A 23,893-nucleotide genomic window follows, 5' to 3' on the forward strand; every position below is an offset into this window, starting at 1 on the left:
GACCCAGCCCGGCGTGCAAGCGGCACGCGCCCGTTATGAACTTGATCGCCAAGGACAAGCAAAATGAACACATGGAATGTAAAAATCGGCATCAACCCGATCTCCTGGATGAACGACGATTTGCCGAGCCTGGGCGGCGAGACGCCGCTGGAAACCGCCTTGAAAGAGGGCGCCGAAATCGGCTATGCCGGCTTTGAGCTGGGCAACAAGTTTCCGAAAGAATCGTCGGCCTTGCGCGCCGTGCTCGGCAAATATGACCTGGCCTGCGTGTCGGGCTGGTATTCGGGCCGCCTGGCCAGCCGTTCGGCGGAAGAGGAAATCGTCGCCGTCGGTCCCCATTTGCGGCTGCTGGCCGACAGCGGCGCCACCGTGATGGTGTATGGCGAAGTGGCCGACGCGATCCAGGGCGAAGCGCGCCCGCTGTATAAACGTCCGCGCTTCCAGTCGCAGCAAGCATGGCAGGCGTACGCCGACAAATTGACGGTATTTGCGAAACACTTGCTCGACCACGGCGTGCGCCTGGCTTACCACCACCATATGGGTGCCTATGTGGAGTCGCCGGCCGATGTCGACCAGTTGATGGCGCTCACGGGTGACGAGGTAGGTTTGTTGTTCGATACCGGCCATATCACCTTCGGCGGCGGCGACGCGCTGACGGTATTGAACAAGCACATAGCCCGCATCTGCCATGTGCACTGCAAGGATGTGCGGCCAAACGTGATCAAGCTGGCGAGGAATGGCCACTGGAGTTTCCTGCAGGCCGTGATCAATGGCGCTTTCAGCGTGCCCGGCGACGGCAGCATCGATTTTCCGGGCATTCTCACCGCCTTGTACCGCCATGGCTATCAGGGCTGGCTGGTGGTGGAAGCCGAGCAGGACCCGGCCGTGGCCCCCAGCTACCAGTACGCCAAGATGGGCCACGACTACCTGGCAAAACTGGTCGATGAAATCCCACGCCTGGGACAGGAGGCCGCATGAACAGCTTGCTCGTCAAGGCGCAGCCCGGTTCCACCATTGTCGAGGTGACGCCCGAATCGGCCGGCTGGACCCATGTCGGCTTTGCCGCGCACCGGCTGGCGGCGGGCGAACAACTCAGCCTGGAAACCGATGGCCGCGAGCTGTGCATCGTGGTCTTGACCGGCACGGTGACGGTCAAGGCGGGCGAGCAGCGCTGGGAAAACATCGGCGAACGGCTGAGCGTGTTCGAAGACCGCGCGCCGGCGGCCGTGTATGTGCCGCGCCGCATGCGGGTCAATATCATCGCCACCGGCAACGCGGAAATCGGCTTGTGCAGCGCGCCGGGCACGTCCGACCGTCCGGCCCGCCTGATTGATCCGCATACCATGACGCGCTCGGTGCGCGGCAGGGGCGCCAACACCCGCTATGTGTGCGATATCCTGCCGCAGACGGAAGAAGCCGATGGCCTGCTGGTGGTCGAGGTGGTGACGCCATCGGGCCATTCGTCGAGCTATCCGCCGCACAAGCACGATAACGACAATATCCCCACAGAGAGTTCGCTGGAGGAAACCTATTACCACCGCCTCAATCCCGAGCAGGGTTTTGCCTACCAGCGCGTGTACACGGACGATCGCAGCATCGACCAGGCGCTGGCGGTGGAAAACCACGATGTGGTGATGGTGCCGCGCGGCTACCACCCGGTCACCGTGCCGTATGGCTACGACGGCTACTACCTGAATGTAATGGCCGGCCCGAAACGGGTCTGGCATTTTAAAAACGATCCGGCCCATGAATGGCTGATGACGAAATAACCAAGGAAAAACAATGACAACCCCGACAATTGGCCACTTTATCGGTGGCAGCGCCATGGCCTCGCGTTCCGAGCGCAACAGCGACGTCTTCAATCCCGCCACCGGAGAAATCACCGCCAAGGTTGCGCTGGCAAACTCCAGCGAGCTGAACGCCGCCGTGGCGGCCGCCCACGCCGCCTTTCCCGCCTGGTCGCAGACCTCGCCGCTGCGCCGCGCCCGGGTCATGTTCAAGTTCAAGGAATTGCTGGAAACCCATTCGGACGAACTGGCCGCGCTGATCACTGCCGAACATGGCAAGGTGTTTACGGACGCGAAAGGCGAGGTCACGCGCGGTATCGAAGTGGTGGAGTTCGCCTGTGGCATCCCGCAAATGATGAAGGGCGAATATTCGGAGCAGGTGGCCGGCGGCATCGACGCCTGGTCGATCCGCCAAGCGCTGGGCGTCTGCGTCGGCATCACGCCGTTCAACTTCCCGGTGATGGTGCCGATGTGGATGTTCCCGATGGCGATTGCCTGCGGCAACACATTTGTGCTGAAACCGTCGGAGCGCGATCCGTCGGCCAGCCTGCTGCTGGCAAAACTGCTCACGCAAGCCGGCCTGCCCGATGGCGTCTTCAATGTGGTGCAAGGCGACAAGGAAGCCGTCGACGGCCTGCTGCACCACCCGGACGTGCGCGCCGTCAGTTTCGTCGGTTCGACCCCGATCGCCGAATATATCTACGCCACCGGCTGCGCGCAGGGCAAGCGGGTGCAGGCGCTGGGCGGCGCGAAAAACCATATGGTGGTGATGCCTGACGCCGATCTTCCACAAACGGTGGACGCCTTGATGGGCGCGGCCTTCGGTTCGGCTGGCGAGCGCTGCATGGCGATTTCGGTGGTGGTGGCGGTCGGCAATGTGGGCGACCAGCTGGTGGAAGCCTTGCTGCCGCGCATCGCCGAACTCAAAATCACGCAGGGCATGGACCTTGCGGCCGAAATGGGCCCGGTGGTCACGCAAGTGCACAAGGATAAAATTACCGGCTATATCGCCACCGGTGTGCAGGAAGGCGCAAAACTGGTGGCGGACGGGCGGGGCTTTGTGCTGCCCGGCCATGAAAACGGCTTTTTCCTCGGTGGCAGCCTGTTCGACCATGTGACGCCGGACATGACCATCTACAAGGAAGAGATCTTCGGCCCGGTCTTGTGCATCGTGCGCGTGCCCGATTTTGCCACCGCGCTGGACCTGGTCAACGCCCATGAATACGGCAACGGCACGGCGATTTATACGCGCGACGGCAATACGGCGCGCGAATACACGCACCGGGTGCAGGTCGGGATGGTCGGCGTGAATGTACCGATTCCCGTGCCGATGGCCTTCCACAGTTTTGGCGGCTGGAAACGCAGCCTGTTTGGCGACCACCATGCGCACGGCCCGGAATCGGTGCGCTTCTATACCAAGCAGAAAGCCGTCACCCAGCGCTGGCCCGCCTCGACAGCGGCTGGCGCCGAATTTGCCATGCCGACCCTGAAATAACGCAGCCGGGCTGATCAGCCCGGTTTTCATTTCTCCCTGGATATAAACGGCCGCGACTGTGCCAGGGCGGAGCTTTGCCCGCAGCCTTGCGGCTGCCTGCAACTTACCGTTGCGCCAATAAGAATTGCCACATCCGTGGCATGAAAGGAGCCCTGTTGTCATAACGGGGTTCGATAACAGAGCATCAGCAGATGCTCGTATAACAAAAGGGGATAGCAGTCCATGAAAACGCAACAATCAGCAATCTTGAAAAAAGCCCTGCTCGTCACCGGTTTGATGGTGTGCAGCCAGCCGTTGTTCGCTTTTGAGTATAACGGCTACTTTCGCGGCCTGACCGGCACGAACTCGTCCAAGGGTGGCCCGACCTGTTTTCAGCTGGCCGGTGCCATGAGCAAGTATCGCCTTGGCAATGAGTGCCAGGTGTATGGTGAATTTGGCCTGGGGCAGGAAGTGGCGAAAACCGATGAAGGGGCCGTCTTCAGCGCCAATATCATGTTTTCCTTTAATAACAGTAACTCTTCCTCGGATACCGACCCGGTCGGACTGCCACAAATCTTCGTTCAGGGTGACAAGCTGCCGGAATTGAACGGCGGCAGCGCATGGATGGGGCGCAAATACTACAAGCGTGAAGCCCTGAGTCCGAATGATTTTTTCTATTGGAGCGGCCAGGGCTTCGGCGGCGGTGTGGAAGACATCAGTCTCGGCGGCACGCTGAAATTCAGCTATGCCTGGTTGCGCAAGGATAATTTGATCGCCACCACCACCGGCGGCGGCTTGCCGGCTACCGGCGCACTGGCCAGTAATGGCAGCAATTCGGCCAGCCGTCACGACTTCCAGTTGCGCGGCATCGGCATCAACCCGAACGGCTCGCTCGAAATGGGCCTGAGCTGGATCGGCAAGGACTCGTCCGCGCCACAAGCCCAATCGGGTTACGGCCTGACCGTGCAACATCGCCAGACCGGCATCAATGGCGATGGATGGAACAAACTCGCGCTGCAGTACGGCACCGGGCCTGGTACCGGCGGCACCGATTCGGCAATCGGCGCGATCGGCAACCTGACCCACAGCAAGGATGTGAAGCGTGTGCGCGTGCTCGATGGTCTTTACACCCAGATCACGCCAAAATTCGGCGTCGAACTGGTGGCCATCTATCAGAAAGATAGCGGCCTTGCGCCAGGCCAGACCATTATCGGCGTGACCGAAAACAAAACCTGGAGCAGCTTGGGCACCCATGCCGTGTATGGCCTGACGCGCCACATCAAGGTCGGTGCCGATCTGGGATTCGACGTGGTCAAGCCTGAAAACGGCCAGACTCGCCGCATGACCAAGTTCACCATCGCACCGACCATTTCGTCCGGCCCGGGAGTCAATGCCCGTCCTGATTTGCGCCTGTTCTACACCTACGCCAAATGGAATGATGCCGCCCGCCTTGCTGCCGACGTCTCCAATGCAGGCAGCGCATTGTCGACTACCGGCGCGTTCGGTCGCGCCACTTCGGGTTCGATGCTGGGCATGCAAGTCGAAACCTGGTTTTAAGGAAGCATTGCTGTCAGAGGCATGATGGTCCTAGTGGACGGTGTTATGCATGACCGTCCTTTTGCCCTTCCGTTTGCGCGGAAGGGTTTTTTTTCCTGCAATGGAGACATGATGATTGCTACATCGAACAAGGCATGCAAGATGCCGCTTGCTTGCCTGTTACTGGTGATGGGCGCCTGCCTGTCGGGCTGTGCAAGCGTGGGAGCGCTGGTCAATGGTAGCGATGGCGGCAAGACCGCCATGCCTGCAGCCATGGCTGCGCCGGCGCAAAATATGCCTTTGGGGCCGTACAGCTTCGTGCAGCGCGTGCCCAGTGAAACTGGCGCAGCGGCCAATCAGGGGCGCGCACTCGATCAAGAAGCTTTGCGCCTGGCGCTGGCGGCGTTGCAGACCAGTGCGGGAAGCGCGGTGTTTTCGCCGCAACAGCTCGATCAGCTGTCGCTTCCGCTCAGCGCGGCGCTCGCAGCGTCCACAGCGGGAGAGGATGTGACGTTTGCGGTGGCGGCGGAGCCTGACGGTTTGCGGCTGATGTCGACCTATCGCGTCAGCAGCGGCCGCGCTTTTGTCCGCGACGGCGCATTGCAACTGCTGTTAGGCCTGGTGCAGTCGCCATTCGACCTGGAACGTGTGAGCCGCCAGCCGACCAAGGTATTTTTCACCGGTAGCCGCCTGCGCCCATCGCCGGATGTGCCGGCGTTAAAAGGTGATGGCTGGCGCCGCGTCCAGCCCGCACGTGGCGACTGGCTGGAGGTGTCGCTGGAAAGCCTGCGGGGGCGCACGGCGCCGCCGCTGCCAGCCAGCTTGCCTTCCGCGCAGCAGGCACCGGCGCGCGTGATGGACGGTATCGAGCGTCGAATGGCAACCCTTGCGCGACTGCGCCAGCAGGACTTGATCAGCGAAGACGAATACCAGGAAAAGCGCCGCCTGATCCTGAACGCCTTGTAAGCATGCCACATCACCCCGCCTCAGTCGGTTTCTTCGCCTGGCGGGGTAATTTCCTTGATATCGGATTCCAGCCGGTAGGCCAGGGCGATGAACAGCGCCTGGCACAAACAGATGGTGCTGGTCAGCGAGCGGAATGCAAAAGCGCTGCCTTCGGTGACCGTCAGCAAGGCATCGGCCGCGCGCGCCAGGGGCGCCAGCTTGCTGTCGGTAATCACCAGCACCTTGGCGCCATTGTCCTGCGCCAGCCGCGCGCATTGCAGGGTTTCCTTGCCGTAGGGCGCGAAGCTGATGGCAATCGCCACGTCGCCCTTGCGGATGCTGCGCATCTGGTCGCGGTGCATGCCTCCCAGGCCTGAAACCAGGTGGACCCGCTTGGCCGTATGTTCCAGTGCATAAGCGATATACGAGGCGATGGGAAACGAGCGGCGTACGCCGACCACGTAAATATTGTCGGCTTGCTGCAGCAAGGTGACGGCCGCTTCCAGCTGGACGTCGTCGAGGCCGGCCGCCAGGTCGTTGAGACCGGCATAACTGGCGCCGATAAAGGCGCGCGTCATGTCGCCGGCGCTCAATTGCCGGTCGCCGTCGACGATCAGCTTGCGGATGCGCTGCTGGTAGTTCGGCGGCGCGCTCGTCTGCTCGGTATACGCCTGGCGAAACACTTCCTGCATTTCACTGAAGCCCGAATAGCCGAAGCGCTGCGCAAAGCGCACGATGGCCGACGGCTGCACATCGCAGGCGGCGGCGATGTCGCTGATGCGCTCCAACATCAGGCTGGAGCGGTGCTGTTCGACGTACTTGGCGATCAGCTTGAGCTGGCGCGACAAGCTTTCGTATTCGTTGGCGATTTGCTGTATCAGTTGGTCGATCGCGGCGACTTCAGCCATGCTTGCTCCTTCTGTTTCCATTAATATAAATTATAGGCGCGATTCTAGCGTATAGAAGGAAATTTCGAATTATGCCGAATCGGCAAAAAATATTGCATTGCACGCGCGACTCCATTATCCTGCCTGCACGATGATTCAGCATCATGCATGCGTCCCGCAGGAGAACCGTTGAACAAGCGCCCAACCATGACATCGGTGGCCCAGGCCGCCGGGGTATCCGTCGCCACTGTGGACCGGGTGCTCAACAGCCGCCTGCCCGTCAAGGACGGCACCGCCGACCGAGTGGTCCTGGCGGCGCAGAAGATCGGCTATCACGCCACGGAATTGATGCGCCGACGCCTGCTCGAACGCGCACCACTGCTGACCCTGGGCTTTTGCCTGCAAAAACAGGACGATCCGTTTTACCAGGACCTGGCTGCGGCGTTGCGCGAAGCGGCCGAACAGCATGCCGGCTTGCGCTGCGAGGCGCGCGTGGAATTCATGGACCAGCTGGTGCCACGCCTGATCGCCGAGCGCATCCACGCCGTCGGCATGGATGTCGACGCATTGGCCGTGGTGGCGCTCGACCATCCTTACGTCAACGAAGCCATCAATGCGTTGCGCGCGCTGGGCAAACCTGTGTTCACCCTGCTGTCAGACGTCAGCTCGCCCCTTCGCAGCGCCTATCTGGGCATCGACAACCGCAAGGCCGGGCGCACGGCCGCCTGGGCTATTGCACGTATGGCGCCGCGCGCGGGCGAAGTTGGCATCCTGATCGGCAGCCAGCGATACTTGGGCCAGGAAAGCCGCGAGAGCGGCTTTCGCTCGTACTTCCGCGAACATGCGCCCGACTTTCGCGTGCTCGAGGCACACACCAACCTGGAAGACCAGGACCTGTCGCAGGAAACCGTGCTCGACCTGCTCGCTGCGCATCCCCAGATGGTCGGTCTGTGCGTTGCCGGCGGTGGCTCGGCCGGCGTGGTGCGCGCGCTGCGTGAAGAGATGCCGGCGCAGGGCCTGGTGGTGGTGGTCAATGAGCTGGTGCCGGTGACGCGCTCGGCACTGATCGATGGCATTGTCGACCTCGTCATCGCCACGCCGCAGCAGCGCCTGGCGCAGGCCGCCGTGCGCGCCATGGCCCTGTCGTGCGACGAGCACGGGTCCTCCCTGGCGGTGCCAGAGCCGCTATCCTTTGATTTGCATACGGCCGAAAGCGTCTGACTTTTGCCTCGTGCTGGCAGTGCTTGCTGGCATGTCATGGCACTTCCTGGGAAAGCAGCCTTCCAAAATATGAAATATTTTTTCTGTATTCAAATAAAACTGAAATATTTATTGCATTTTGATTTTCCATGATCTACGATGGGTATCAGCTCATGAACAGTCCTCGCAAAGAGACGTATCTGAGTGATGAATGACCATAACGATAAACAATAATGGAGACAAAATGAAACTGAGCCGCCGTATCTTCCTGGCCTTCGCCACCGCTGCCATCCTGCCTGCCAGCGCCTTCGCCCAGACGCCGTCGATTGGCGTGTCGCTGTCCGCCTTCGACACTTTTCTGACCATCGTGCGCGGCGGCATGGCCAAGGAAGCGGAAAACCAGAAGGTCAAGATCCAGTTCGAAGACGCCAACAACGATGTCGGCCGTCAAGTCAGCCAGGTTGAAAACTTCATCGCCCAGCGCGTCTCCGCAATCGTCGTCAATCCGGTCGACACGGCCGCCACCAAGCGCATTTCCGCAGCGGCCCGCAAGGCCGGCATTCCGCTGGTCTACGTAAACCGCAAGCCGGACGAAAAAATGGGTAACGGCACCGTGTTTGTCGGTTCCGATTCGCTGGTGGCCGGCCGCTTGCAGATGGAAGAGCTGGCGCGCCGCCTGAACGGCAAGGGCAATGTCGCCATCATGGTCGGCGCGCTGTCGAGCGATGCGGCGATCGATCGTACCAAGGGCGTCAAGGAAGTGGCGAAGAAATTCCCTGGCATTAAGATCGTCGAGGAACAGGTCGCCGATTTCGACCGCAAGAAGGGCATCGACCTGATGGCCAAGTGGCTTAGCGCCGGCGTGAAGATCGATGCGATTGCCGCCAATAACGACGAGATGGCGCTCGGTGCGCTGATCGCCATGAAGCAAGCCAAGGTCTCGCCGAAAACCCTGCTGGTGGCCGGCGTCGACGCTACACCCGATGCACTGTCGTCGATGAAATCGAACGAACTGGCGCTGACCGTGTTCCAGGATGCGAAGGGCCAGGGCACGGGCGCCGTGCAGGCGGCCATGAAAATGGTCAAGAAAGAAAAGCTGCCCGACATGAACATGATCCCGTACGAGCTGGTAGTGCAGGACAACATCGCCAAGTACATCAGCAAGAACTGAACTCCGCGTAACAAGCGCCCGCCGCCACCAGGCGCCGGGCGCGGCAGTCAGACATTCATGTTTCAGAGGGGTTAGAGATGACATTTCACGATGCCATGGCGCCAGCCATGCCGGCGGCGGATGCGCGCGAGTATTTGCTGCAGGCATGCGATATCTGCAAGCGCTTTCCCGGCGTGGTGGCCTTGAACAAGGTCAGTTTGCGAGTGCGCGCTGGCGAGGTGCACGCGCTGATGGGCGAGAACGGCGCCGGCAAGTCGACCATGATGAAGATCCTGGCCGGCAGTTATATTCCGGACGAGGGCACCCTGACTTTCCGCGGCAAGCGCCTGAAGCTGCGCTCGCCGCGCGAGGCGCTCGATCACGGCATTGCCATGATCCACCAGGAGTTGAACCTGTTGCCGGACATGACGGTGGCGGAGAATATCTGGATCGGCCGCGAACCGGTCAATGCCTTCGGCATCGTCAACCACGCCAGGCTGAACCAGGACACGCGCGACCTGCTGGGTCGCCTGAATATTGCGGTCGATCCCGAATGCATGCTGGGCGAGCTGAGCATCGCCAACCGGCAGATGATCGAAATCGCCAAGGCCGTTTCCTACGAGTCGCAGGTGCTGATCATGGACGAGCCTACCTCGGCCATCACGGAAAAAGAAGTCGAGCACCTGTTCGAGATCATCGCCAGCCTGAAGCGCGCCGGCAAGGCCATCATCTATATTACCCACAAGATGAACGAGGTGTTTCGTATCGCCGACGACATCACGATTTTGCGCGACGGCTGCCATATCCTGACCGAGCCGGCCGCCAGCATGAACGCCAATTCGCTGATCGCGGCGATGGTCGGGCGCGAGATGGACCAGGTCTTTCCCAAAGGCCACGCCGAGATCGGCGCGGTAGCGCTGTCGCTGCGCGGCCTGTCCCGCAAAGGCTGGTTCAACGATGTCAGTTTCGACGTGCGTTATGGCGAGATCGTCGGTCTGGCCGGCTTGATGGGCGCGGGCCGCACCGAAGTGATGGAGTCGCTGTTCGGCATCGACCCGCCCGATTCCGGTCAGATTTTTATCGACGGCAAACCCGAGCGTTTCCGTACGCCCAAGCAGGCGATCCAAGCCGGCCTGGCGCTGCTGACCGAAGACCGCAAGAAATCGGGCCTGTTCCTGGGCCTTGACGTGGCCAGCAATATGGATATCACCGTGCTGTCCGACTACACCTGGTGCGGCTTCGTGCAGCAGAAAAAACTCGATGCGGCCTGCCACGACATGAGCCGCCGCCTGAAGATCAAGACACCGAACTTGCAGGAAATTATCGGCAACCTCAGTGGCGGCAACCAGCAAAAGGCGCTGATCGCGCGCTGGCTGCTCAACCGCCCGCGCATCCTGATCCTCGACGAGCCGACGCGCGGCGTCGATGTCGGCGCCAAGGCCGAGATCCACAAGCTGGTCACGGAACTGGCGCAATCGGGCGCAGCCATCATTCTGATTTCGTCCGAACTGCCCGAAGTGATGGGCATGAGCGACCGCGTCATCGTGATGCACGAAGGCCGGGTCAGCGGCGAGGTAATGCGCGCCGACTTCAGCCAGGAAGGCATTCTGTCGCTCGCTTCCGGCGTCGTGCCGGCGCCGACCCCGGCGCCCACATTCCAATAAAAATCATCCGTCAAGCAGGAGACATCCATCATGCAATCGCAACAAGCCATTCTTACCGACGCGGTCAAGCCGCCCCTCCAGCGCGCCTTCAAATGGCCGCCCGAACTGGGCATCCTGTGCGTGCTGCTGGGCATCGCGCTGGCCTTCGAACTGCTGGGCTGGTATTTCCGCGGCCAGAGCTTTCTCGGCAACCCCACCGGTTTGCTGATTATGATTTTGCAGGTGTCCGAGATCGGCCTGATCGCCATCGGCGTTACCATCATCATCATCACCGGCGGCATCGACCTGTCGTCCGGCTCGGTAGTGGCGCTGGCGGCCATGGTGGCGGCCAGCCTTGCGCAATCGTCCGAGGCCTCGCGCGCCATCTACCCCGGTTTGCTGGACCTGCCGGTGCTGCTGCCGGTGCTGGCCGGCCTTTGCGTAGGCGCCATGGTGGGCCTGATCAATGGCAGCCTGATCGTCAAGACGGGCGTGCCGGCCTTTATCGTCACGCTCGGCATGATGGTGTCGGCGCGCGGCCTGGCCAAGCTCTACACGCACGGCCAGCCAGTGAGCACCCTGACCGACAGCTATACCTGGATCGGCTCGGGCGCCAATCCGGTGATCATTTTCCTGGTCACGGCGCTGTTCTTCCATATCCTGCTGCGCTATACGCGTTTTGGCAAGCGCACTTATGCGATCGGCGGCAATCCGGTGGCGGCGCGCGTGTCGGGCATCAATATCCAGCGCCATCTGGTGATCGTCTATACCATCGCCGGCGTGCTGGCCGGGGTGGCTGCCGTGATCGGCTCGGCGCGTGCCCAGACCGGCCAGTCCGGTATGGGCGTGTCGTATGAACTCGACGCGATCGCCGCCGCCGTCATTGGCGGCACCAGCCTGTCGGGCGGCGTGGGCCGCATCACGGGCACCGTCATCGGCGCGCTGATACTGGGCGTGATCGCCAGCGGCTTTACCTTCCTGGGGGTCGATTCCTATTTTCAGGAAGTGATCAAGGGCGCCATTATCGTCATCGCGGTGGTCGCCGACCAGATCCGCAAACAGAAGAAACGCTGATCATGGACGCCCTCGCTACCTCATCGGCGCAGGCCGGCATGGTCATCATCGGCGCGGGCCACTGCGGCGGGCGCGCCGCGCTGGCCTTGCGCAACCTGGGCTGGACCGGCGCCATCACCGTCATCGGCGACGAGCCGCTGGCGCCCTACGAACGCCCGCCACTGTCGAAATCGGTGCTGTCCGGCGAGACTGGCATGGACGCCATGCAGTTGGCCGCGGTTGACGCCTGGCACGAGGCCGGCATAACCCTGCGTCTGGGCTGCCGCGTGAACTCCATCGACCGTGCTGCGCGCTTGATCACCCTGGACGACGGCGGCACCATCGCCTACCGCAGCCTGTTGCTGGCCACCGGCGGCGCGGCGCGCACCTTGTCGATACCGGGCGCGCAGCATCCGCGCGTGTTGTCACTGCGTACCCACGCCGATGCGATGGCCCTGCGCGACCAGCTGCGTCCCGGCGCGCGCGTGGTGCTGGTCGGCGGCGGCTTTATCGGCCTGGAAGTGGCGGCCAGCGCACGCGAGGCAAGGTGCGACGTGGAACTGGTCGAAGGCGCGCCGCGCCTGCTGGGCCGCGCCGTGCCCGAATCGGTGGCCAGCCTGGTGCAGGCCCTGCACGCGGCGCGCGGCACGCGCATCCGCTGCGGCGCGCAGCCGGTCGAGATCATGCAGCGCGACGACGGCAGGCTGGCGCTGCTGCTGGCCGACGGCAGCACGCTGGTGGCCGACGTGATCGTGGCCGGTATCGGCATGGCGCCGCGGCTGGAGCTGGCGCGCGCCTGCGGGCTCGATGTCGAGCAGGGCATCGTGGTCGACAGCCGCTTGCAAACCAGCGACGCTGCCATTTTTGCGGCCGGCGATGTGTGCCAGTTCCCTTCAAGCTTGTCCGGCTTGGCCATGCGCCAGGAAACCTGGCATAACGCCGAAACCCAGGCCTGCGTGGCGGCGGCCAATATGTTGGGCGCGGCCAGCTCCTATGGCGAGTCGCCGTGGTTCTGGTCCGACCAGTATGACCATACCTTGCAGGTGTCGGGCGAGCCGTCGCTGGCGGCCAGCTGCGTGAGCCGCGTGCCGGGCGAAGGCGCGCTGCTGCTGTTTTTCCTGGACCAGGACAGCGTGCTGGTCGGCGCCAGCGGCTTCGGCCCCGCCAGCGTTGTCACGCGCGACCTGAAGATCATGCGCAAGCTGGTCGAAGGGCGCGTCCGGCTGGATCCCGCAGTGCTGGCCGATGCGGCCCAGCCGCTCAAGAAACTGCTGTCGATGATGAAGGAGGCGGCATGACCGGCAAGCGGCTGATGGCCATCGGCATCAATATCGATGGCGTGCTGGAGCATGATGGCTTGCCGGCGCTGTCGTTCGACGAGCGTTTTGCGCGCGTGGCCAACGCAGGCGTCTTCGATTACGCCGAAGTGAACCTTTGGCCGGGCGACGATGTGCTCCCCGTGATCCGCGCCAGCGAAGGCCATGGCGTGCCGATCGGCGTGATGGGCGGCATTTTTTGCCTCGGCGACGACACGCTGCCGGAATATGCGGCGCGCAACGGCGCAGCGGCCGCACTGGGCTGCCGCGTGTTCAACTGCCAGGTGTTTGCGCGCGACCAGACCGGCGTTGCCTTGACCCTGCAGCGCATGGGCGAGTTTTACCTGCGCCTGATGGAGATTGGCGTGCGCAGCGGTTGCCTGCCATCGCTGGAAGTGCACGTCGACATGTGGACCGAGCAGTTCGGCCGGGTCGCCGAACTGGGCGACTGGCTGGAACGGCGCGGCGTGCCGCTGCGCCTGACGCTCGACCATTCCCATCTGCTGTTCAAGCTGGGCGACCAGGAAGAACTGGCGCTGTGCGGCCTGGCGGGACTTGATGATGGTGGCCACGCGCTGCTGCATCCCGATAGCGCCACCAGCCTGTACGCGCAATGGCTGGCACGCGGCTGGGTCGTCCACGCGCATGCGCGCAGCGTGCAGTCGCCTGGCGTGCCGAATCCCTGGATGCGGCGTGGCGAACTGGCCGGGCGCGGCATCCAGTATCCGTTCACCGCACCGGCGCCGGGCAGCTATCACGGCCCATGGGACGAGTCCGAACTGGCGCCGTGGAAGCTGGCGGTAACGCAATTGCTGGACTGGAAAAAGGCCCATCGCGGCAGCCCGCTGGCGCAGATCAGCTGCGAATTCATTCCGTTTGCCGATTACGGCGGCGCCAGCCGCTATTCCATCCTTGAGCAAAACGTCGCCTGCGCCCGCTGGCTGGCGCAGTTGCAGCACGCCTGATCCATTTCATTTTTCCGCCTCGCCACTTCGCCACCACAAGGACATACCATGGGTCTCTCGATCAAATCGCGCCTGCTCGGCGTCATCGCTTTCCTGTCGCTGCTGGTCGTGGCCATCGGCGTGCTGGGTTTGTACGGCATGGGCCGCAGCAATGAAGGCCTGAAAACCGTGTATGAAAACCGTACACTGGCGCTGGAAAAAGTCACCGGCATCGAAAGCGCGCTGTACCTGAACCAGCTGGCGCTGGCGTCGATGCTGCAGGATCCGCGCGCCGACAAGGTGCAGGAAGGTAGCGCCCAGGTCGGCCGGCGCATCACCGAGATGAAGCGCAACTGGCAAGCCTACCTGGACGGCGGCTTGAGCCCGGAAGAAAAAGTATTGGCCGACAAGTTCGACGCCAGCCGCAGCCGGCTGGAGAAAGAATCGCTGCTGCCGGCGATTGCCGCGCTGGTCGATGGCCGACCGTATGCGGCGACCATGATAGGCAAGGAAACCGAAGCGCTGTCGCAGACGGTGGCGCAGAACGTGGCGGCCTTGCGCAACTTGGAGGTGACGTTGGCGCGCACCGAATACGAGCGCAGCCTGCAGCGCCACGACGGCATCTTGCTGGGGATGGCGGCCAGCATCGTGATTGGCCTGCTGCTGGCGGCGGTAGTGGCGTTTTTCCTGGTGCGCGGCATCGTGCGGCCGTTGAACGCGGCCGTGGCCAGCGCCCGCCGCGTGGCTGGCGGCGACCTGAGCGCCGGCGCCGACCGCCATGGCCGCGATGAAATCGGCCAACTGCTGCGCGCCATCGACGAGATGAGCGCGGGCCTAGCCGTGATCGTGGGTGAAGTGCGGCGCGGCACCGAGGCCATCGGTCACGCCTCCGGTGAAATCGCCGCCGGCAACTTGGACCTGTCTGGACGCACCGAAGCCCAGGCCAGCAGCCTGCAGCAGACGGCCGCCGCGATGGAAGAATTGACGGGCGCCGTGCGCAAGAATGCGGCCAGCGCGCGCGAGGCCAATACGCTGGCGGCGACCGCCTCGGCGGTGGCGGAGAAAAGCGGCGCCGTGGTGTCGCAGGTGGTCGGCACCATGGCGGCGATCGACGCCTCGTCGCGCAAGATCGCCGACATCATCGTGGAGATCGACAGCATCGCCTTCCAGACCAACCTGCTGGCGCTGAACGCGGCCGTCGAGGCGGCCCGCGCGGGCGAGGACGGCCGTGGCTTTGCGGTGGTGGCCAACGAGGTGCGCGCGCTGGCCCAGCGTTCTACCACGGCGGCGCGCTCGATCAAGGCGCTGATCGGCGATTCGGTGGAAAAGGTGGGAGTCGGCAATGTGCTGGTCAGCCAGGCTGGCAGCAGCATGCGCGAAGTGCTCGACAGTGTGGCGCAGATGACGCGCATCATGGCCGAAATCACCAGCGCCAGCCAGGAGCAGAGCCTGGGCATTGAGCAGGTCAACCTGGCGATCTCGCAGATGGATGAAACCACGCAGCAGAACGCCGCGCTGGTGGAGCAGGCGGCCGCCACCGCGCAGGCCATGCGCGACCAGGCCGGCGAACTGCGCCGGGTGGTCGGTACTTTCAGGCTGGAGCGCGAAGACGATCAGGCCGCGATGGTGCGCCCCCTGGTCGGTGGAGCGGCCATGATGCGGCTTTTGTAGGGCCATAACAAGAGTGAAATCGTGCCGGAACTTGCGCGACTGAGCTACCCTGGATTTTTTCGCCCCTCCAAATTGGTAAACTTCACCAACTAGAGAGCTTGTGACAGGTTCAAAAACCTACATACCCGAGCGTCGGGGGAGATGTGGTAAAACTGGTTCTGATCCAAGATCTGACGCTGGAAGTCGCTGCATTGCGTCAGGCCCTTTCCAAGGGCACACTGGTGCACCGGCGCGACCGCTTGCGTGCCGAGCCTGCTCTCTTCGATCGGTTGACGGCGTGGGTGGAGGAAGGCAGAGTAGACCTGAAGCTCAATCAGACCTTGCACGAGGTGGTCGGTGACGGCAGCAAAGTTACCGGCGCCGTGCTGGCGTCGGCTGCGGATGGGCAAATCAGCCGGATCGACGTCGCCGACGTGTTCGTGGCGATTGGGCACGAGCCGAATACGGGTCTGTTTGCCGGACAGCTGGAGATGTACGACGGCTACATTGTCACGCTCGGAGGACGCGACGGCATGGCCACCGCGACCAGTGTACCGGGCGTGTTCACGGCCGGCGACGTGCAGGACCACGTGTATCGCCAGGCCATTACCAGCGCCGACACCGGCTGCATGGCAGCGCTCGACTTGCTGCGCTATTTCGAAAAGCTACCGGATCGACCATGGCCCATCGGGTCAGGCCGGCGGTGTATTCCGATGCCGCCGAACTGAACTAATTTCTGGCCTGCCTGAATCGCTGAGACCACATGATTAAAAATTTTGTCGACCAATGAACGTTTTTTAATACAAGGTTCACGCCTCAGCAGGCCGTATGGTTGACGGTAATGACATGTACCGCCAGGCCGCCGAGGGACGTTTCCTTGTACTTTGCCTGCATGTCCGCGCCGGTCTGGCGCATCGTTTCGATGACCTGGTCAAGGCTGACAAAGTGACTACCATCGCCACGCAAGGCCAGGGAGGCGGCAGTAATGGCCTTGATTGCGCCCATGCCGTTTCGCTCGATACAGGGTATCTGCACGAGACCGCCGATAGGATCGCAAGTCATGCCAAGGTGGTGTTCTATACCGATTTCGGCAGCGTTTTCGACCTGCTCATTGGTGCCGCCAAGCGCTGCGACCAGGCCAGCGGCCGCCATGGCACAGGCAACCCCGACCTCACCCTGACAGCCCACTTCGGCGCCTGAAATCGAGGCATTTTTCTTGCAGAGCATGCCTACTGCAGAAGCAGTCAGCAGGAAAACGCGGATGCCTGTGTCCGCATCGCAAGGACGGCAGTCTTCGGCGTAATAGCGTAACACTGCCGGAATAATGCCGGCAGCCCCGTTTGTTGGCGCCGTCACCACCCGGCCACCCGCGGCGTTTTCTTCGTTGACTGCCATTGCGTAAAGCGTCACATGATAAGTGGCGTCGTGGGGCAACTCGTTGCGGCGCACGCCAGCGCCGCTGTGCGCGTCCTTGAACAAGCGCGCGGCGCGGCGCTTGACTCGCAATCCGCCTGGCAATTCTCCTTCGCTTTCCAGGCCGCGTGCGATGCAATCACGCATCGTGTGCCAGATCCGGTCGAGGCCAGCGTCAAGTTCAGCATTGCCGAAACGCACCAGTTCGTTGGCGCGCAGCATAGAGGCGATCGACATGCCATGCGTTTTGCCGAGCTTGAGCAGGTCGGACATCTTGGCAAATGGGAAAGGTAAGAGACTGGCTTTTTCCGCCGCGCTCTGCTGTTCGCCTGCCGTCGTGACGAACCCGCCACCCACTGAGTAATAAGTGCGCACGATCACCTCGCCATCAGCCAAGTGAAGAACGAAACGCATGCCGTTGGGGTGTTCGGGCAAAGAGGTCGTCTTGTGCCAAAGCAATCCGCTTTCGGCGCTAAATGGCACACGTTTGAGGCCCAATAGCGTGATGCTGCCCGACGCTGCGGCTTGCGACAGCTTTGTGCTGACTGTCGCCGGATCGAGAGTCTCGGGCGCTTCGCCCATCAGCCCGAGAACGACTGCCTGATCGGTCCCGTGGCCGACACCTGTCAAGGCAAGCGAACCATACAAATGAACCTCAACTGCAACCGCTTGATCAAGCACATCGCATTCGAGTAAAAAGCGTCGTGCCGCAATCATGGGACCCACCGTGTGCGAACTTGATGGCCCCACGCCAATCTTGAACAAGTCAAATATGCTCATGTTCATGCCGGCTCCCCATATGTCTTATCGGTGGCGTCGAGTAATGGGGCCGCCAGTGCCAGGCCGCCATCGAGCGAGAACGCCGGGGCGTAACCAAGTTGGCGCAGCAAGCCTGCGGCGGATGTACTGCGGTTTCCACTACGGCAAAAGAACAAGATCGGAGGCCGTTCTGGCAACGCCAGCCAGCCTGGCACCGCATCGGCCAAGCGTGACAGTGGAATATTCAAGGCGCTCACCAGGCTCGCCGGCAATCTGCTTACTGCGTGCTCGACCGGGTCGCGCACATCGACAATGATGGTTTCTACACGCTGCTCAAGGAAATCTGGCAAAGCAGCGGCACCGATCTGCAAGGACGGGTCCACCTTTACATGCTGCTCCTGTTCCTTCGTCGTATCCCCTGCCGGCTCGACGTTATTGGCATCGCCACCCGGTGCCGTAACGGCATTTGCATGCGGCAGGTTATCATCAAGGCAGATGGCTCCGTTTCGAACGATGCCGTCTGCTTGCGCGCCGTTGTCGAATGCAATGCGCAGCGCAGCGGCGCATTGCTCGATACGCGAACAGGCGGCGTCGATAGTGGCGTCGTCGGTCGCCGCGCCGATCGAGATGCGCACTGCATTGCTGCTGCGCCAATCGGGCAATCCCATCGCCTGCAGCACATAGGATGGCAATGCTTTTGCAGCAGAGCAGGCGCTGCCCGCTGAAACACGTATGCCGGCAGCGTCAAAGACACCAAGCAGGGTGCCGCTGTCAATGCTTGGCACCGTGAAATTCAGCGTGGTCGGCAGTGATTGATTGAGCGGCGTGTTGATCATCACGTCAGGAAATGCGCGCAACAGGCTGGCGATCAATTTCTTGCGTGCCTGCTCCAACTGGGCGCAACTGCGAAATGAACTGCCTTCTTCCAGCTCGGCAAGCACCGCTCCCATTGCCGCGATACCTGACATATTTTCAGTTCCGGAGCGCATGCCGTTTTCCTGGCCGCCGCCGATCATCAAGGGTGTGAACGGTGCACCTGCACGTACATATAACATTCCCACGCCTTTTGGGGCATACAGTTTGTGTCCTGAAAACGGGGCGTAATCAATGCGCGTCGATGATAGATGCAGCGATATCTTGCCCAGGGCCTGGACGCAGTCCACTAGCCAAAGGGCATCGCTGCCAGATAGCGCGGCGGCGATGCCTTCAAGGTCGGACACGGCGCCTGTCTCGTTATTGGCGGCCATCGTGCACACCAGCGCCGCATCAGCCGCAAGCGCTCTCAGTTCGACGAGGTTGTGCATGCCGCAGCCATTGACGGGCAGGGCGCGTATTTCCAGATCTAATCCAAGCACGCGATTCCAATGCTTCAGACTCTCGGGAACGGCCTTGTGCTCAGTCGCGCCATACACAAGAATCGAGCCGGTGCGCTCGCCGCGAGCTCGCCGCTCGCGCAGCGAGCACAGTGCGGACAAAACGGCAGTTTGAATGCCTTCTGTGGCGCCACTGTTAAACATCATTGCGCCGCTGCCGGTGCCGAGCAGGCGACAGGCGCGCGCTCTCGTGTCATTCAAAATTGCTCGCGCCCGCAAGCCGGCTGAGTGAGTACTGCTGGGATTGCCATATGTGTCCCCCATCGCGCGATTCGCCGCTTCGCGGGCGGCGGGCAAGGTGTCGGTGGTGGCGTTGCTGTCGAGGTAGATGTCGGTTTTCATGCTGGATATGGTACGCCAGACATTGGAAATTTATGTTCTAAATTACCTATAAAAATTAAAAATTAAAGTATATATATGCTTTAAATAATCATAAAATAGCATAAATGTACTTTAATCGGAGTACTGCTTTTGTCCTGAACCGTTCACCAGTACAGTCGCTTGATTAACTGTTTTCCGTACTGCCGACCTGGCCAAAAATGAAGTGCGATTCCGCTTTTATCGGCACCAGGCGCATCGATGACCAGCCAACCAATGTCGTCCGACACTCCGAAAGTTTTTGGCTCGATCCATCCTCTCTTCGTCGCTACCACCGTCGATCTTTTGAGCGGCAGTGCATTATCGGCGTCGCGCCCTGCGCTGATCGACATCACCGTGACTGCCTGCGGGAGCACTGGTTCGCCTCATGCATTCTGACCAAGCGCCTGGACGCAAACGCCTCACCTTCCTGCTGCGTGGCGCGGTTTCGGCAGCACAGAAGGAGTGGCTTGAATTCCAGCCCTTGCCGCAAGCCACATGTAGCCGAATATCGCTGCAACATCATGCGCAGCTAGCGTGCTTGTATGTCGGCGCCGGATCATTGCTTTCCCTGCAGTTGATCATGCGCGTCGCGCTAGCCAGCGCGATTTTGCAGGAACTTGGCTACGGTCATGCCCTGCCACGTGCAATCGAAGAGTACGAGGCATTGGCGACGCAGGCTTTGCATAGCGGCAGCGAAGGCAGCTACCGGTTATCTGTCGAAGCGTATGCTGCCTTTGCCGGCCTGTTGATCTACCACGACCGGCAATTGGGCACGGTTCCGTTGAAGGCATTTGCCTACGCGGCGGAGAAGCTTGAAAGGTATGGCCGTCCAGCTTGAGGCGCGCGCCTCAGTCACTACATTAAGGATATATATGATGAAGCTTTTTTCAACAACGATGCCTCGCCCACCCATGTCCATGTCAACCGTACTCAATCCGGACGCATTCCTCGGATCGCCGCGCATCTGGACGCCGGAACGCAACCTGGCCGCGTGGGAGGAAATCTACCGCTTGCTGGAAGCGAATTTTCATCAGTTCGGCCAGGCGGCCACTCTGTACATCGTCTGCGGGATACAGGGTGCGGGCAAATCGACGTGGATCGGGAATAATCCCGATTTTTTCACAGAGCCCGCGTTCGTCATTGACGCGGCCCTTCCCGCCGCCCGCCACCGGGCGCGCGCCATGGCTTTTGCGGCGGCGCACCAGTTACGCGCCGAGGCCGTCTGGATGGATACGCCGCTGGAGGTTGCGCTGACACGCAACGCCGGCCGAGTTGAAGACGAACGCGTGTCCGAGGCGGCCATCGCCAACGTGCACACAATTTTTGAAGAGCCATCCACCGAAGAAGGCTTTGCGGTCGTGCACCGCCTGACGAGCCATGCACACTAACGGTATCGCCACTATCCGCCATCGACCATGCAAAAGAGCTTTTCCGACCTTGAATATGCTGCCAAGAAGAAACTGACGCGGCGCGACCGGTTCCTTGCTGAGATCGATAGCGTAACGCCTTGGGGAAAGTTGTATAAAACCGTGGAACCGTTCTATCCGAAGGTCGAGGGTGCCGGCCGTCCACCAATCGGACTGGCGCCCATGCTGCGCATGTACGTGGCCCAGCAATGCTTTGGTTTGTCGGACGGAGGTATCGAAGACGCGATCTACTACAGCCAGTCCATTCGTGCTTTCCTCGGCATCGACTTGGGCCGTGAATCAGCGCCGGACGCGACGACCTTGTTGAAGTTCCGCCACCTGCTTGAGGCCAACGGGCTGACGCGCCAGATCTTCGACACGATCAACGGGCACTTGGCCGAGAAAGGCTTGATGATGCGCGAAGGCGCCATCGTCGACGCCACGCTGATCGCGGCGTCAACGTCGACCAAGAACAAGGACGGCAAACGTGATCCGGAAAGGTACCAGTCGAAGAAAGGCAACGACTGGCACTTTGGCATGAAGGCTCACGTTGGCGTCCATGTCGCTTCTGGCCTGGTGCATACGGTCATCGGCATGGCCGGCAATGTCGCCGATGTGACCCAGGCGCACGCGTTGCTGCACGGCGACGAGACCGCCGCACTTGGCGACGCCGGCTATCAGGGCGTGGAAAAACGGCCCGAAAACATCGGCAAATCGGTGACATGGCAGGTGGCTATGAAGCGCTCCAAACGCAAGGCGCTGCCCAATAACAAACTGGGGCGCCTGCCGGAAAAGTTGGGGCATCTGAAGGCCAGCGTGCGGGCAAAAGTCGAGCATCCGTTTCATGTCATCAAGAACCTGTTCCGTCATCGCAATACGCGTTATCGCGGGTTGGCCAAGAACACTGCACAGCGTTTTACCTTGTTCGCCTTTGCCAATCTGGTGCTGGCTGGACGGCGCTTTACGATTACCGAATCCCGTAGTCCGTCTTGATTGCAGAAAGACGCGCAGCATCACGTCAACTTGAACGAAAAACGGGCTTGAACGGCTCGCCGGTCGGGCATTTGGCGCGCCAGCCTCGTCAGAAAACCGAATTGATCAGCGCCTCCCAAGTGGGATCCCAATAAATAGTGTCTCCCTGGTTCCTGTCATTGCCGTAATGGATGATGGCAATCGTCTTCCCCAAGTCGCCTACACGTTCAATTAAACTTTCTGCGGCCGGTGACAATGAGCCATAAGCCAAAGCATCATTTAGTTGAGCAAGATCGTCTGCTGTTGCATTTGCCACCTTAAAATCCGCACTTGTTTTCGTCATAAATTCCTCCAAAATGCCATCAAAAATGCGCCATCTTGTCGAAAAAGCCACCTTTAAGTTAAACAATCGACCATTTATGGCGATTTGCTGTTAATACATTGATCGTTGATTTGAGGAAGTTCTTCGTCCAGAGCCCATTGCACTACTTCCTTTAACAGGCCAGGCGCGGCCGAAATCGGGTTTCCGTTGAGCAGTCCATGAATGCTGTCTGCTCCGGTATATAGGCGGTCCAGCAGCCTGGTTTCATGGGTGCCACCCTTCCTCGTAAGGTATAGTGCATACCTTGGTTCCACCATGGCGTCGTTAGTTGCCTCGCCATGCAGAGCAAATTTGTCAAGAATATCGCGCAACTTTTTGTTTTTTTCCTTGTTTTCAGTGACGTGTGTGCAACCCACTTGAAGCAAGGTCGGCTCAGTCAGCCGCACTCTGAACAATATTGAATCGGAAACATAGACAAGCTTGCTGAGGACGATTTCATCGTTAGCACCAGCGGTATCCTTCAAGGCTGGCGCTGCGCCAGAAACCCCGGCAGCAGCCATTCCTACCGCAAAGACGGTGGCGCTAACAATTCCATGAAATACAATGCGTGGTGCAGTTGGGCTAGCGGAATTACCTATTTTTGTCGACATATCACCTCCATAAACAAGTTTGAACCAATCAAAAAAATTTTATTCAACGGTACTGCGCCTTCTTCGTAAGTGTAAAACCAACGCCGTCTTGAGCCGGATGTTGATTTGCTAGATGATGGCATCACACAGCTGGGAAGCGGCGTGTTGTTTAGGCTGAGGGGAGCTGTGCGGCACAGTTCCACGGCAGGAAGTCGCCAACCCGGTTGACCGGATGCTCCGCGATAGTGGCCAGTACATGGCGCAGCCAAGCCTCGGGGTAACACCGTTGAGCTTGGCGGTGCCGATCAGTGAGTAGATGGCAGCAGCGCGCTCGCCACCGCTGTCGGCGCCGGCGAACAGGTAAGTTGCGCCGGCCGATGGCGATACCGCGCAGCTCCCGTTCGGCGGCCGAGTTCTCGATCTCGATGGCGCCGTTGTCGCAGTAGCGCGTCAGGGCCGGCCACAGGTTCAGGGCATACAGGATGGCCGCTGTCGTGTCCGACTTGCGGGACAGCTTTTCCAGAGACGTGCACAGCCAGCGTTCCAAGTCATTGAGCAAGGGGCATGCTTCTGTCTGCCGCACTGATTTACGCTGGTCCGGCGGTTTGCCACGAATTTCTGCTTCAATCCGACACATCTCGGCAATGCGCCGCAGCGCTTCGGTTGTCAACGGCGATGGCCGTGCTGCATGCAGGTCGTGGAACTTGCGCCCAGCAGGCTGCCTCGTGGATATCGCCGTTTTCGTACAAAGCGTTGAAGCCGGCGTAGACATCGGCTTGCAGCACGCCCTTGAACTGGGCCAAGTGGCTTTGCGGGTGGATGCCCATGCGATCCGGCGAGTAGGCGAACCACACCGCCGGCGGCGTGTTGTCGCCAGCTGGCCGATCATCACGCACATAGGTCCACAGGCGCCCGGTTTTGATTTTGCCGTTGCCAGGCGCGAGCACTGGCACCGGCGTGTCATCGGCATGCAATTTAGTGCCAGCCAGTACGTGTTTACGACCGGTCCGCTGACCCTGGACCCCACGGCCGGCCTCCAGAGTTCCGCTGAATACACTTTGACGCACAATTGCC

General features: G+C 61.1%; 22 protein-coding genes and 1 pseudogene. 16 read left to right on the forward strand and 7 right to left on the reverse strand.

The genetic code is table 11. The features are described from left to right. The first annotated feature begins 63 nt into the window (after positions 1 to 63). The 5 genes from iolE to ACP7B7_RS26920 all read left to right on the forward strand — a co-directional run bounded on the left by iolE (position 64) and on the right by ACP7B7_RS26920 (position 5,763). Positions 64 to 978, forward strand: coding sequence for a myo-inosose-2 dehydratase (gene iolE / locus ACP7B7_RS26900; protein WP_426078740.1), 915 nt, complete (start codon positions 64 to 66; stop codon positions 976 to 978). After that, positions 975 to 1,769, forward strand: a complete 795-nt coding sequence (gene iolB, locus ACP7B7_RS26905; RefSeq protein WP_426078741.1) for a 5-deoxy-glucuronate isomerase — start codon at positions 975 to 977, stop codon at positions 1,767 to 1,769. The genes iolE and iolB overlap by 4 nt, the downstream gene beginning before the upstream one ends. Positions 1,770 to 1,782: 13 nt before the next feature. Beyond that, complete coding sequence (locus ACP7B7_RS26910) at positions 1,783 to 3,282, forward strand: CoA-acylating methylmalonate-semialdehyde dehydrogenase (protein WP_426078742.1); 1,500 nt, start codon at positions 1,783 to 1,785, stop codon at positions 3,280 to 3,282. A 222-nt stretch (positions 3,283 to 3,504) separates the two neighbouring features. After that, complete coding sequence (locus ACP7B7_RS26915; protein ID WP_426078743.1) at positions 3,505 to 4,818, forward strand: maltoporin; 1,314 nt, start codon at positions 3,505 to 3,507, stop codon at positions 4,816 to 4,818. A gap of 21 nt (positions 4,819 to 4,839) precedes the next feature. After that, the gene (locus tag ACP7B7_RS26920; protein WP_426078744.1) at positions 4,840 to 5,763 is read left to right on the forward strand and encodes an SHOCT domain-containing protein; all 924 of its coding nucleotides are present in this window, start codon (positions 4,840 to 4,842) and stop codon (positions 5,761 to 5,763) included. Between the two features lie 20 nt (positions 5,764 to 5,783). Here ACP7B7_RS26920 and ACP7B7_RS26925 read toward each other — a convergent pair whose 3' ends face one another. After that, positions 5,784 to 6,650, reverse strand: a complete 867-nt coding sequence (locus ACP7B7_RS26925; protein ID WP_426078745.1) for a MurR/RpiR family transcriptional regulator — start codon at positions 6,648 to 6,650, stop codon at positions 5,784 to 5,786. Positions 6,651 to 6,818: 168 nt separating this feature from the next. On the opposite strand from ACP7B7_RS26925, the gene ACP7B7_RS26930 reads away from it, so the two are divergent. The 8 genes from ACP7B7_RS26930 to ACP7B7_RS26965 all read left to right on the forward strand — a co-directional run bounded on the left by ACP7B7_RS26930 (position 6,819) and on the right by ACP7B7_RS26965 (position 16,313). After that, complete coding sequence (locus ACP7B7_RS26930; protein ID WP_426078746.1) at positions 6,819 to 7,850, forward strand: LacI family DNA-binding transcriptional regulator; 1,032 nt, start codon at positions 6,819 to 6,821, stop codon at positions 7,848 to 7,850. Between the two features lie 223 nt (positions 7,851 to 8,073). Continuing rightward, a complete protein-coding gene (locus ACP7B7_RS26935; protein WP_426078747.1) occupies positions 8,074 to 9,000 on the forward strand; it encodes a sugar ABC transporter substrate-binding protein in 927 nt (308 codons plus the stop codon). A 77-nt stretch (positions 9,001 to 9,077) separates the two neighbouring features. After that, positions 9,078 to 10,643: a sugar ABC transporter ATP-binding protein gene (locus ACP7B7_RS26940; protein ID WP_426078748.1), complete on the forward strand. Its 1,566-nt coding sequence runs from the start codon at positions 9,078 to 9,080 to the stop codon at positions 10,641 to 10,643. Positions 10,644 to 10,673: 30 nt separating this feature from the next. Next, on the forward strand, positions 10,674 to 11,696 hold the full coding sequence (locus ACP7B7_RS26945; RefSeq protein WP_426078749.1) for an ABC transporter permease: 1,023 nt from the start codon (positions 10,674 to 10,676) through the stop codon (positions 11,694 to 11,696). A gap of 2 nt (positions 11,697 to 11,698) precedes the next feature. Beyond that, positions 11,699 to 12,973, forward strand: a complete 1,275-nt coding sequence (locus tag ACP7B7_RS26950) for an NAD(P)/FAD-dependent oxidoreductase (protein WP_426078750.1) — start codon at positions 11,699 to 11,701, stop codon at positions 12,971 to 12,973. After that, positions 12,970 to 13,956 (forward strand): xylose isomerase, encoded by a 987-nt coding sequence (locus ACP7B7_RS26955; protein WP_426078751.1) that lies wholly within the window; start codon positions 12,970 to 12,972, stop codon positions 13,954 to 13,956. The genes ACP7B7_RS26950 and ACP7B7_RS26955 overlap by 4 nt, the downstream gene beginning before the upstream one ends. A 48-nt stretch (positions 13,957 to 14,004) precedes the next feature. Beyond that, positions 14,005 to 15,606, forward strand: coding sequence for a methyl-accepting chemotaxis protein (locus ACP7B7_RS26960; RefSeq protein WP_426078752.1), 1,602 nt, complete (start codon positions 14,005 to 14,007; stop codon positions 15,604 to 15,606). Between the two features lie 143 nt (positions 15,607 to 15,749). Beyond that, positions 15,750 to 16,313: an FAD-dependent oxidoreductase gene (locus ACP7B7_RS26965; protein ID WP_426078753.1), complete on the forward strand. Its 564-nt coding sequence runs from the start codon at positions 15,750 to 15,752 to the stop codon at positions 16,311 to 16,313. A gap of 88 nt (positions 16,314 to 16,401) precedes the next feature. Here ACP7B7_RS26965 and ACP7B7_RS26970 read toward each other — a convergent pair whose 3' ends face one another. From ACP7B7_RS26970 to ACP7B7_RS26980, 3 genes are all read right to left on the reverse strand, one after another. Further along, positions 16,402 to 17,784, reverse strand: coding sequence for an L-serine ammonia-lyase (locus ACP7B7_RS26970; RefSeq protein WP_426078754.1), 1,383 nt, complete (start codon positions 17,782 to 17,784; stop codon positions 16,402 to 16,404). Further along, complete coding sequence (locus tag ACP7B7_RS26975) at positions 17,781 to 19,472, reverse strand: aminotransferase class V-fold PLP-dependent enzyme (RefSeq protein ID WP_426078755.1); 1,692 nt, start codon at positions 19,470 to 19,472, stop codon at positions 17,781 to 17,783. Before ACP7B7_RS26975 ends, ACP7B7_RS26970 begins: the two co-directional genes overlap by 4 nt. A 143-nt stretch (positions 19,473 to 19,615) precedes the next feature. Next, positions 19,616 to 19,840, reverse strand: coding sequence for a hypothetical protein (locus ACP7B7_RS26980; RefSeq protein WP_426078756.1), 225 nt, complete (start codon positions 19,838 to 19,840; stop codon positions 19,616 to 19,618). A 35-nt stretch (positions 19,841 to 19,875) separates the two neighbouring features. On the opposite strand from ACP7B7_RS26980, the gene ACP7B7_RS26985 reads away from it, so the two are divergent. From ACP7B7_RS26985 to ACP7B7_RS26995, 3 genes are read left to right on the forward strand one after another with little or no spacing between them, the layout of a single operon-like run. Beyond that, positions 19,876 to 20,328 (forward strand): Fis family transcriptional regulator, encoded by a 453-nt coding sequence (locus ACP7B7_RS26985; RefSeq protein WP_426078757.1) that lies wholly within the window; start codon positions 19,876 to 19,878, stop codon positions 20,326 to 20,328. A gap of 34 nt (positions 20,329 to 20,362) precedes the next feature. Continuing rightward, on the forward strand, positions 20,363 to 20,878 hold the full coding sequence (locus ACP7B7_RS26990) for an AAA family ATPase (RefSeq protein WP_426078758.1): 516 nt from the start codon (positions 20,363 to 20,365) through the stop codon (positions 20,876 to 20,878). Between the two features lie 27 nt (positions 20,879 to 20,905). Continuing rightward, positions 20,906 to 21,889: an IS5 family transposase gene (locus ACP7B7_RS26995; protein WP_426078759.1), complete on the forward strand. Its 984-nt coding sequence runs from the start codon at positions 20,906 to 20,908 to the stop codon at positions 21,887 to 21,889. Positions 21,890 to 21,977: 88 nt separating this feature from the next. Here ACP7B7_RS26995 and ACP7B7_RS27000 read toward each other — a convergent pair whose 3' ends face one another. The 3 genes and pseudogenes from ACP7B7_RS27000 to tnpC all read right to left on the reverse strand — a co-directional run bounded on the left by ACP7B7_RS27000 (position 21,978) and on the right by tnpC (position 23,886). Further along, complete coding sequence (locus tag ACP7B7_RS27000) at positions 21,978 to 22,211, reverse strand: hypothetical protein (RefSeq protein ID WP_426078760.1); 234 nt, start codon at positions 22,209 to 22,211, stop codon at positions 21,978 to 21,980. A 74-nt stretch (positions 22,212 to 22,285) separates the two neighbouring features. Continuing rightward, complete coding sequence (locus ACP7B7_RS27005) at positions 22,286 to 22,840, reverse strand: hypothetical protein (RefSeq protein ID WP_426078761.1); 555 nt, start codon at positions 22,838 to 22,840, stop codon at positions 22,286 to 22,288. A gap of 148 nt (positions 22,841 to 22,988) precedes the next feature. Continuing rightward, positions 22,989 to 23,886, reverse strand: a pseudogene (gene tnpC, locus ACP7B7_RS27010) (IS66 family transposase). Between the last annotated feature and the right edge of the window lie 7 nt (positions 23,887 to 23,893).

The organism is Janthinobacterium sp. PSPC3-1 (genome assembly GCF_049896105.1).
Classification (GTDB): Bacteria; Pseudomonadota; Gammaproteobacteria; order Burkholderiales; family Burkholderiaceae_D; genus Janthinobacterium.